The organism is Pseudoalteromonas sp. P1-7a, from assembly GCF_001401855.1.
Taxonomy (GTDB): domain Bacteria; phylum Pseudomonadota; class Gammaproteobacteria; order Enterobacterales; family Alteromonadaceae; genus Pseudoalteromonas.
Genome location: NZ_LKDU01000055.1, coordinates 1 through 10,498 on the forward strand (window position 1 = coordinate 1; position 10,498 = coordinate 10,498).

General features: G+C 41.0%; 8 protein-coding genes. 4 read left to right on the forward strand and 4 right to left on the reverse strand.

All coding sequences use genetic code 11. The features are described 5' to 3' along the window. Positions 1-298 precede the first annotated feature (298 nt). Positions 299-862 carry a cytochrome b gene (locus AN389_RS19030; protein ID WP_055016887.1) on the forward strand — a complete coding sequence of 188 codons (564 nt, stop codon included), beginning with the start codon at positions 299-301 and terminating at the stop codon, positions 860-862. Positions 863-893: 31 nt separating this feature from the next. Here AN389_RS19030 and arfA read toward each other — a convergent pair whose 3' ends face one another. From arfA to AN389_RS19045, 3 genes are all read right to left on the reverse strand, one after another. Further along, complete coding sequence (gene arfA, locus AN389_RS19035) at positions 894-1,094, reverse strand: alternative ribosome rescue factor ArfA (RefSeq protein WP_055016886.1); 201 nt, start codon at positions 1,092-1,094, stop codon at positions 894-896. Positions 1,095-1,307: 213 nt separating this feature from the next. After that, positions 1,308-3,848 (reverse strand): TonB-dependent siderophore receptor, encoded by a 2,541-nt coding sequence (locus AN389_RS19040; protein WP_055016885.1) that lies wholly within the window; start codon positions 3,846-3,848, stop codon positions 1,308-1,310. Positions 3,849-4,074: 226 nt separating this feature from the next. After that, a complete protein-coding gene (locus AN389_RS19045; protein WP_055020473.1) occupies positions 4,075-5,052 on the reverse strand; it encodes a sensor histidine kinase in 978 nt (325 codons plus the stop codon). Between the two features lie 111 nt (positions 5,053-5,163). Between AN389_RS19045 and AN389_RS19050 the strand changes: the two genes are divergently transcribed. Then, the gene (locus AN389_RS19050; protein WP_055016888.1) at positions 5,164-6,495 is read left to right on the forward strand and encodes an HD domain-containing phosphohydrolase; all 1,332 of its coding nucleotides are present in this window, start codon (positions 5,164-5,166) and stop codon (positions 6,493-6,495) included. A 274-nt stretch (positions 6,496-6,769) separates the two neighbouring features. Beyond that, positions 6,770-7,789 (forward strand): ferrochelatase, encoded by a 1,020-nt coding sequence (gene hemH, locus AN389_RS19055; protein WP_055020474.1) that lies wholly within the window; start codon positions 6,770-6,772, stop codon positions 7,787-7,789. 362 nt (positions 7,790-8,151) lie between these two features. Here the strand turns inward: hemH and AN389_RS19060 are convergent, their stop codons facing one another. Next, a complete protein-coding gene (locus AN389_RS19060) occupies positions 8,152-9,309 on the reverse strand; it encodes a benzoate/H(+) symporter BenE family transporter (RefSeq protein ID WP_055020475.1) in 1,158 nt (385 codons plus the stop codon). A 377-nt stretch (positions 9,310-9,686) separates the two neighbouring features. Between AN389_RS19060 and AN389_RS19065 the strand changes: the two genes are divergently transcribed. Beyond that, complete coding sequence (locus tag AN389_RS19065) at positions 9,687-10,403, forward strand: hypothetical protein (protein WP_055020476.1); 717 nt, start codon at positions 9,687-9,689, stop codon at positions 10,401-10,403. Positions 10,404-10,498 lie beyond the last annotated feature (95 nt).

The following is a 10,498-nucleotide window of genomic DNA, read 5'->3' on the forward strand; positions in this document are numbered from 1 at the left end:
TAACGTGAGCAAGCTCGACGTCTACAAGTTTCACTTCTCATTTACTCCTCATTCTCTTCTCTTTGTGCGTTTTTGTATTAAAGATCAATTAATCACAAAGAGGCTTAGAGGCGCTTTGCTTTTAAAGAGGCAACAAACATTGCGCTGAACCACGCGTGGCGGGTTATCCCTTTTTAAACTCAAAAATAGGTGTCGTTAACCCTACTTTAACCTTCTATAGTTTAAGCTAGCCGCATTAATGTTGATTATTCAACTGTAACGCGACTAAGCGCCACTTTTTAAGTTAGGAATAACCACAATGAAACTAACAAAAGATACACCACGTACATTAAGTAAAACCACTATAAGCCTGCATTGGATTGTGGCTATTTTAATTATTGGGTTATTAGGCTCTGGCCTGTATATCGAAAACTTTAAAGCGTTTTTTCTAATGAGTTGGCACAAATCATTTGGCGTAATACTACTTGCTTTTGCGTTACTAAGAGTAACCTGGCGCATTATAAATGGTTGGCCAAAGCACGATGTTGAACATCCAAATTATGAGCAAGTGTTAGCTAAAATTGTGCATTACGTTCTTATAATAAGCATGTTACTTATGCCTATTTCGGGGCTGATTATGTCGGGCTTTGGTGGGCACGGCGTGGAGGTGTTTGGGCTTGAGCTTATACCGCACAACCCCAACCCAGAAAACCCACAAAAAAGTCTCGCTTTTAACCAAGGCTTAGCAGAGATAGGAAAAACCGTTCACGGTATTACAGCAAATGCGCTATTAGTGGCGTTAGGTTTACACATTGTGGGCGCTTTAAAACACCATATTATTGATAAAGACAACACGCTTACGCGCATGTTTGGCAAAAAGTAAGCTGTTAAAAGTCTTATTTGATCGGTGCTATTTAAGCCGCGATTAAATAAGACTCTCGTCTTACGTGTTTGCTAGTGCGTTTATACGAGCCTTTTCCTTTTTTAGCTTTTACTACTTGTGGTTTAAACACTTTAGAAGTTACTAACGCCGCTAGCGCATTATGATTAATAACACCTCGCCCGGTTTCTACCGCACTATTATTTGCGGCTTTGGTTTTCGATTTTTTAGCCATTTTATTTCCTAACTATTTATAACAATAAGAACCTTAAGAAGTGGCGATTGTATGCCTAATTTTCAACCTTGCAAGTGTTTTAACGCGCTTTTTTCATAATAAATAAGCATTAAAAAAGCGCAGTAGGTAACTGCGCTTAGTAGTAACCTGAACTCTGGATAATAAATCTATCTCTTAACCAGAATTCAGGTTAAATAGGTTTAGCTCAAATAATTAAAATTCAAAGCTTACTTTTGCATAGTAAGTACGCCCGTCAAAGCCATAAGGCAATGCACGTACAGGGTATTTAAATGCACCGTTAGTTATAAAGTTAAGTACTTCGTCGTCACCTAACTCATCCGGTGTTTCATCAAATACGTTGTCTGCGCCTACTGATAAATTAAATATTTCGTTAATTTGGTAGCTTACATTTACATCAACTAACACAGCCGATTCAACTGTACTTGTTGGCTTAAACGACCCCGTAGGCGAAAGCTCCCCTGGTAAAGGGATGTGGTCGTTACCAAAGTACTTAACGTCTGTTTCGCCAAAGTAGTTAAAACGAAGTGTTGTTTGATACGCATCACGCTCGTAGTCAAAGGTAAGGGTTGCACGCTCACTTGGCTGACCGTCGGTAAAAAAGCTACGTTGTAAATCGTCAAACGCCACCGACTCAGGAATACCCTCTTCAGCATTTACGTTATCTATTTTAGTGTCGTTTAGGTTACCCGCAAAAGTGACACCAAAGTTACCGCCCTCTACATCAGTACGGTAAGAGGCAATAATATCAACACCTTGTGTAGTTGAATCTACAGAGTTTGAAAAGTAGTTAGCCTGCACTGCGCCTGTTGCTTGTAAAGCGGCTACAGCTTCATCGCTAAAGGCAACATCATCAGCAGACAGTAAACTACCAAGCGTAATACGGTCTTTAATTTCTACACGGTAAAAATCAACCGTTAACGACAGCTCGCTAGTCACATCGTAAACAAAACCTGCGCTGTAGTTAGTTGATGTTTCAAGCTCTAGGCTATCTACACCCAATGCACTTGGGAAAGCTGTTCCCGTATTTGCAGTAAACGACTGTGTAAGTGTGCCATCTGAACCTAGGTTAGTCGTAAATGCAGTATACCCACTTTGCTGCAGCGATGGCGCTCTAAAACCGGTAGATACTGCACCACGCACTGCAAAGTCATCGTTAAATTCATAACGCGTTGCTAATTTACCAATTAAGTCATCGCCTGCATCTGAAAAGTCTTCATAGCGCAGCGCACCACTTACGTTCCATGCATCAGTGATCATCGTTTCTACATCTACGTAAAACGCGTAACTGTTGCGGTCGCTGTCGTTAGCCGCCTCTGGGCGCAGACCGTTATAAGCCTGAAAGCCACATTGAGCAAATTGATCCGGATCGTTAACCGATGGGTACGAAGTATCCATATTTGCAAGGCCACATGCGTACGACGCTTCATCGCCTGGTACTATTTCGTAGTTTTCTTTACGGTATTCTGCACCCAAAGTGATATACAAAGGCTCACTTCGGCCAATATCAACTATGCCGTTAAAATCTGCATTAACCGTTGTTTGGTCAAACCTAAAGCCACCCGAGTAGCCACCGGTTGGCCCTGCATTTGCGGCTATGTCGGCATCGCTTGCATCTGGGTTATTAAACACATACTCTGCCGCATAAGAGGCATTTAACGTATTGCGTGAAGTAAAGTCGTATTGGTTTTCACCATACACTGCCGATACATCGTATCCCCAATCTGGGGTTATGTCGCCTCTAAAACCAACCGCTACTGAAATATCTTCAGCTTCGTTATAAATGCGAGGTAAAAAGCCATCGCTATATACTTGCGTTACATTTTTAGTCGCTTCGTTATAATTACGGTAAAAACCGTTACCCAGCGCAGTGCGCTCAGAATAACCACCAAATGAATACAATTCGCTTTCGCCCACTGGCAGCGCCATATTATAAAACAACGAGGTAAATTCGCTTTCTGAATTACCTTGGCCCCAACGCACATCTTCACTCAGGGTGCCTGGTTCAACGTTTAACGAGCCACCCGTATCGCGCTCAGCTCTGTTTGTACCATCGGCATCACGATATTCAAGCGATAAGTTAATAAAACCGCCTTCGTTACCTAAATCAAAACCACGGTTTAAACCTGCAGAAAGCGTGTCGCCATCGCCCTCACTGGTGCCACCGTATTGTACGTAACCGGTTGTTACACCCGTTGAATTATTAAGTGATAAGTTAATTACGCCGGCTATTGCATCTGAGCCGTACTGCGCTGCTGCGCCATCGCGCAATACTTCTACGCCTTTAAGTGCAGTAAGCGGAATCGCGTTCATATCGGTGCCCGCAGCACCCGCACCTACCGTGCCATTTAAACCAAAAATAGATTGATTATGACGGCGCTTACCGTTTACCAATACTAACGTTTGATCGGGCTGTAAGCCGCGCAGCGTGGCAGGTCTAAATAAATCTGAGCCATCAGACACTTGTGTACGAGAAAAGTTAAACGATGGAGCCGTTGCTTGCAGGCTCTGCCCTAGCTCTGTAAAGCCACCTTTGTTTAAATCATCAGCGTCTATTAAATCAATAGGTGACGAAGACTCAGTAGAGGTGCGATTAGATACGCGCGACCCTAATACAGATATTTGTTCGATATTTTGTGCAGCCTCTAAAGGTGCTTCTTGGGCGCTTACAATGCTTGGTGCGCTTACGGCAAACGCAACAGCTGCAGCTAATGAATTTAAACGATATGTTGACATAGTGACGACCCTGTTTAGTGTGTTCTTTAATATTTGTTATTGCGATGTAACGCATCGCTTGTAGAACATCCTAGCAACATATGCAAATAAAAAGAAATGAAAAAAACTAAATAATAGGTCTAACTATGCAAAAAATTCTAAAAACCACAAAATAACACTTAAACTTGTTCAAAACGCATTCAATTTGGGAATTTAATTTCACCCATCGATTTGGTTAACACTTTATTTACAACAAATTTATTGCGCTTTCTTCTGCTTTTACGGGTAACCAACAACAAATGGTAGTACCTGTTCCTAAAGTACTGCTAACTTCTATTTTTCCGCCATGTTCTTGCAAAATAAAGTTAACAACTGTCATTCCTATTCCTAACGAATGTGCTGTATTTTTTGTACTAAAAAAAGGCTTAAACAGATGCATTTGAGTATTTTCGTCCATTCCACAACCGTTATCTTTCACTTTTATACATACACCTTCATTTTGCTGCGTTACGCTTAGAGCAATAATGCTCCCTTTTTCTAGGTCATGCGCGCACGCTTGTTGCGCATTTAATAACAACTCTACAAAAATTTGGTGAATTGACGATAACTCTCCCCAAATGAGCGGTAATTGTTCAAAATTGGTTTTTATTTCACAGTATTTAAGCTGTCCTTGTAGTACCTCTAAAGCAGAGCATGCAACCTCACTCACATCTAAATATTGCTTATTATGTGAGTATGTAAATTGGCTAAGATTTAATAAATTGTGTACGGTTTGCTTTATGCGCTTTAAACCCTCTAGGCTTTCGCTTAATTGAGAGTAAATTTCATGGACGTTCCACGCATGTTCGTATTGCTTTTTTAAATCAGCTAATACGTTTTTATATTGCCCAGCATTTAATTGGCCAGTTAAAAACTGCTCGTTATAGTGAAGGGATTTAGATAAAAGAGGGCTAATATATTGCAGGCTTTCTATATTACTAATTACATACGAGAGCGGATTATTGATTTCGTGCGCTATACTGCAAGACAAATCCCCCACGCTTGCCATTTTGTCGGCCTGAACAAACATTTTCTGATACAAAGAGAGCTCAGCAGCATTTTTATTAAGTTCGTTATTTAACACAACTAACAGTTGGCTTTTATCTTCAAGCAGTTGTTCTGCGGCTAGGCGCTTTCGTTGCTCATCTAAAAAAGCCTGTTTATAGTCCTTGGTCACCGTGCTCATCCTATTCGCTCCATAAATATGCATCCATGTATAACGTTTAGTTTGCCATACGTATTTATGCAAACTAGAAGCAATTTTTAGACTATGCTTATTATTTTAGAAGGTAGCACTATGACCCAACCAGCAGATCCTGCACATTCAATCACTGCCGTAGACGTACTTTGTGTTGATGACGACGAAATTGTTCTGCGCTCTCTAACCTCTTTATTAAAAAATAATAACTTTAGTTTTATAACCTGCAAAAGCCCAGTGCAAGCGCTTGAGCTTTTAAGCAGCCACGAATTTAGCTTAATCATTAGCGACATGAAAATGCCCACCATGAACGGCGCGCAATTTTTAGAGCAGGCTCGTAACAAAGCCCCCGAAACACAACGTATTTTATTAACAGGTTACGCCGAAATAGAAACCACTTTAGCCGCTGTTAACCTTGCGCAAATTAACGGCTACATACAAAAGCCATGGCAAAACGATATGCTTTTGCGCAGCATTAACGATAGCATCGAGAAATTTCAGTTAAAAAAGCAAAACAAACAGCTTGAGCTGCAAGTAAAGCAACAAAATAAAGAACTTCTGGAACTAAACAATTCATTAGAGCAACGAGTAGACAAACGCACCAAACAAATTAAGCAGGTGCTTAAGCAACTAGAAGAGGCTAACGAGCGCGAAAAAAACGAACATAAAGCCACCGTAGAGCTGCTTTATAACTTTATAAATGCTAACCCTTATTTAGATGGCAACAGAGCACAAAAGATTGCCGACACGTGCACGCAAATAGCGCTGTATTTAAACCTATCGCAAAAAAGTATAGATTTAGCCCCAATGGCGGGTTACTTAGCACAAATAGGCTTGCTTGCCATGGACCCAGAGCTCTATAAAAAGCCAGTAAGTCGGCTGAGTGAGCAACAGCGCAAAGCTTTTTACACTCACCCTAGCACCGCACAATTAATGCTTATGCCTGCTATTCACTTACACGATGTATCCGATGCAATTTACCATCAATATGAACGATTTAATGGTAATGGCTTACCAAAGGGGCTAGCTGGGAACGATATACCTATTGGCGCCATGGTACTTAGCGTGGCTCGCGATTATTGGAACGCATTTGAGCAAAGCCAAGGTTCTACCGATAAAGAGCGCCACAGCGATGCCCTCGAAACCGTAAAAATGTACAGCGGCACTTTTTACCACCCTAAAATTGTGCGCGCACTTGAAGCAAGCCATAGCAAATTAAACGAGCAGCTTAATAATGCCGGCTCAATTATGATATGCAGCGCTAAAGAGCTAAAAGCCAATATGATTTTAGGCCACACGTTGCACAGCCACAGCGGTATAATGCTATTACCTAAAGGCCACGTGTTTGGTAGAAAATCCATCGACAAGCTACAACAACTAGAAACCAAAAAACCAACCCCATTTAGAATAATGGTAAAAAGCGCTAAATGATTGATCTAAACTGTGCTTTTTTTCGTTACAATGGCCGTATATAAGCTAAACTAATTCAAACAGGTACCTATTGAGTTGGGTATATTTTTTAAACTGTTTAATACCAATCCGCTTAATTAAGTGATTTATTTTAAGGGTGGAAAAACGTGTTGATAGCTAGACAAAAACTCGCTATTTAGTTGTACTAAATGAGAATTTTTTAACGCTGATAGCAACCCGTTTAGCCCCGCAAAATGATTAAGTATTAGTATCACATTGCTTTAAGGAGCACACCGTGTCGCGATTTTCTGCTGTTACTGACAATCCCCACGACGGGCGTTTTAATCAAAAAACAGGCATTTTACTCACCAATTTAGGTAGTCCAGACGCGCCTACCCCAGCAGCACTGCGTACCTACTTACGCGAGTTTTTATCAGACCCCCGTATTGTAGAAATACCACGTTTAGTGTGGATGATAATACTTCACGGTATAATCTTGCGTATTCGCCCTAAGCGCTCAGCAAAACTGTACAAAAGTATTTGGACTGAAAACGGCTCGCCGCTTACGCATATTACCCGCCTACAACGCGACAAACTAAACGCGCTATTAAAAGAGCAAGGTTATACCAATACCGAGGTTGTAATGGCCATGCGTTACGGTAACCCTTCAATAGAAGCAGGCCTTGAGCAGCTGCGCGACAAAGGCCTTACGCGTATTATTGTATTACCGCTTTACCCACAATACTCAAGCCCGACAACCGGCTCAACATTTGATGCCGTTTCAAGAGTGTTACAAAAGTGGCGCTGGGTGCCAGAGCTCCATTTTGTAAATGGTTATCACAAAAACACCACTTACATAGACTCATTAGCAAGCAGCATAAGCGAAGATTTAGAAAAAAACGGCATGCCACAAAAACTCGTTTTTTCATACCACGGTATGCCTAAACTGTTTTTAGATAGAGGCGATCCATACCACTGCCTATGTTTACAAACCACGCGCTTGGTGATGGAAAAACTTGGCCTTGATAAAGACAAAGCCATTAGCACATTTCAAAGCCGCTTTGGTAAAGCCGAATGGTTAAAGCCATACACCGACGCCACGCTTGCATCGCTCCCTGATGAAAACATTACCGATATAGCAATTTTAAGCCCAGCTTTTAGTGCCGATTGCCTAGAAACACTCGAAGAGCTTGAAGAAGAAAACCGTGAAATATTTGAAAACGCCGGCGGCGAAAAATACCGTTACATAGCCGCTTTAAACGACAGAGACGATCACATCAACGCTTTATATAATGTGCTAAAACCAATGCTTTAAACGCATTTTTATTGTCTAAATCTAAAAAAGCGGTGTTAATTTTAACACCGCTTTTTTAATGCGCAGGTAAGCATTTATTAACTGCCATAGCCAATTTCACGCGAGCAGGCTTCCCGCCTACAATTTTCACTTCTCATTTACTCCTCCATCCCTTCTCTTTGTGCGTTTTGTATTAAAGATCAATTAATCACAAAGAGGTTTAGAGGCGCTACGCTTTTAGAGAAGTAACTTGCATCTCGCGCGAGCAAGCTTCGCGCTTACCTACAAAATTAACACCGAGGTAAATTGCCTTGTAGACGCACATTGCTTTCGTTTAAAAGCAACGCTTTTGCCTGTTTTAACCTATTCCTTAACGCTTTTATTTAACCTTTACGAGTGATCATCAACGTACACACCCCAGCAATTATTCCCCAAAACGCAGAACCCACCGAGAGCATGGTTAAATCAGATGCGGTTACCAAAAACGTTACTATTGCGGCCTCGGTATATTGGGCTGAACTTAACGCTTGTTGCAAACTATTAGCAATGGTGCCAAATAACGCAATCCCTGCTAAAGCCAAAATTAATGCCTGCGGTAAACTTGCCACTAAGCCAACGAGCGTTGCCGCGCATAGTGCCATAACAATATAAAAAACCCCTGCAGCTATACTTGCCCAATAGCGTTTATCGGAGCTTTTATCGGCCTCATCGCTCATACAAATAGCAGCGGTAATAGCCGCTAAATTAATAGAGTACGTACCAAATGGAGCCGTTAAAATATTAATAAAACCGGTTACATTGAGCGTGGCCGAAATAGGCGCTTTATAATTATGAGCCTTTAATACAGCAATACCCGGTAAATTTTGAGAGGTCATGGTCACTATATAAAGTGGCAGGCCAATACTTATGCACGCTTGCAAATTAAAATGCGGCTTTATGTATGTAAACTCACTTAGTTTCCAGTGGATAGCACCCGTATCAATATGCCCCATTTGCCACGCCAGTATTACACCTGCAACTAAAACACTTAGCATGGCAAAACGCGCAAAAAAGCGTTTTCCTAAAAAATACATAAGCACCATTAAGCCAATAACCAGTGGTAGCTCATTCATAAAATTAAATACATCTATACCAAAAGTGACCAACACGCCTGCCAGCATGGCACAAGCAAGCTCGCTTGGTATTCTGTTCATTATTTTTTCAAACCAACCCGTAATCCCCGATACAAAAACCAATGTAGCGGCAAACATAAATGCACCAACGGCTTCATTTAAATGGTAGCCTTTTGCGCTTGAGATAAGTAAAGCCGCCCCAGTGGTAGACCACGCAATTAAAACCGGCACTTTATAATAATATGATAGCCCAATGGTGGTTATGCCCATTACCAGCCCTAACATTAAAAGCCAGCTTGCCACTAAGTCGGGTGTGCCGCCAAGGGTAATAACAACTTGATAGATAAGCGCAATAGAGCTTGAAAAACCTATAATAACAGCCACTAATCCTGCAGTTGCACGATTAAGTAGCTGATCAGAAATCGCCATAAAATCCCTCTTAAATTCAGATTTTTATGCTCACAACATACGTTGCCTATTTACGCTTTGCAATTAGCGTTTACGCTATTAAGCGTGAAAAATATTCATTATTTTAAAAAAATTTTTACCTATAAAGTGAACGCACTTAATTGCCAGATTAAAAATAAATATATTTTTTAGCGTCCGTCTATACCTCGCTAAAACCCTAGCAAAACTCATCCTGTAAAGTAAAAAATTTAAAATCCAAAACAGGTAAACTGTTTATTTACAATCATTTACAAAAAGCAAAAGCAGCACTTTAATACTATACACCCCAACTTGATCTAATTCTTCATATGATATAAAACATAACAATTAGTTAACCAAAAACCCCATAAGAGAAACAAATGAAACGCGCTCTTTTAATAACTGTTGCCTTTGGACTATCTGCTTTTGCTATTTATAAGCTGCTATTTAATACCGAAAAAGTACAGCAGGTAACAGCCCCTGTTGCAGTAGATATAGTGCCCGTTGACTCTAAATTTGCAGCCAATAAAAAAGCACCTCAGCCTATAGATATGAGCAAAGATCCTGTTAACGTACAGCCTCAAACAATTAATGAGCCAGCACAAAGCAGTCAGTTTGAAGCCATTAATGAGGTATCTGAAAAAGCCAAAGAGGTACTTACCAACGCCAAGGTGCTGCCAAGCGATTTAAACAACGAAGCTTACATAGAGTTTGACCTAAACACATTGCAAGCGCTCGAAACTGGCGACTCATTTGATATTTCAATCCCGCAAACCGCCGAAACCTACAGCGCCGAAATCACCTCGTTATCTGAGGCTAGTAATGGCGATAAAAGCATATTTGGCCAAGTAATAGGTGCCAATGGGCAACTCCACACCACAGTTATGACCGTAGGAAACGACGCAATTTATGGACAATTTACCGCACCTAGCGGCAATTACGTTTTTGAAAGCAAAGGTAAATATGGCTGGATTGCAGCAAAACGCGACTTATACAAAAGCCACATAGAGCATCACGTAGATGCACCCACGCCAAAAACAGATAAAACCATAGATATGTTTGCCCCCAAAAAAACCGAACAACCCAACATGCAGTAACCCAACTAGGGCGTGTTGACCTTTGCGGATTGAAATTTGTTCAATCTAGGGGCGATTAAATCGCGGCGCGAGGTTTGTAACCTAGTGGGCTAAGT

Coding starts and splice junctions, on each gene's coding strand:
- AN389_RS19030 (WP_055016887.1), top strand. CDS start 299: ATGAAACTAACAAAAGATACACCACGTACATTAAGTAAAACCACTATA.
- arfA (WP_055016886.1), bottom strand. CDS start 1,094: ATGGCTAAAAAATCGAAAACCAAAGCCGCAAATAATAGTGCGGTAGAA.
- AN389_RS19040 (WP_055016885.1), bottom strand. CDS start 3,848: ATGTCAACATATCGTTTAAATTCATTAGCTGCAGCTGTTGCGTTTGCC.
- AN389_RS19045 (WP_055020473.1), bottom strand. CDS start 5,052: ATGAGCACGGTGACCAAGGACTATAAACAGGCTTTTTTAGATGAGCAA.
- AN389_RS19050 (WP_055016888.1), top strand. CDS start 5,164: ATGACCCAACCAGCAGATCCTGCACATTCAATCACTGCCGTAGACGTA.
- AN389_RS19060 (WP_055020475.1), bottom strand. CDS start 9,309: ATGGCGATTTCTGATCAGCTACTTAATCGTGCAACTGCAGGATTAGTG.
- AN389_RS19065 (WP_055020476.1), top strand. CDS start 9,687: ATGAAACGCGCTCTTTTAATAACTGTTGCCTTTGGACTATCTGCTTTT.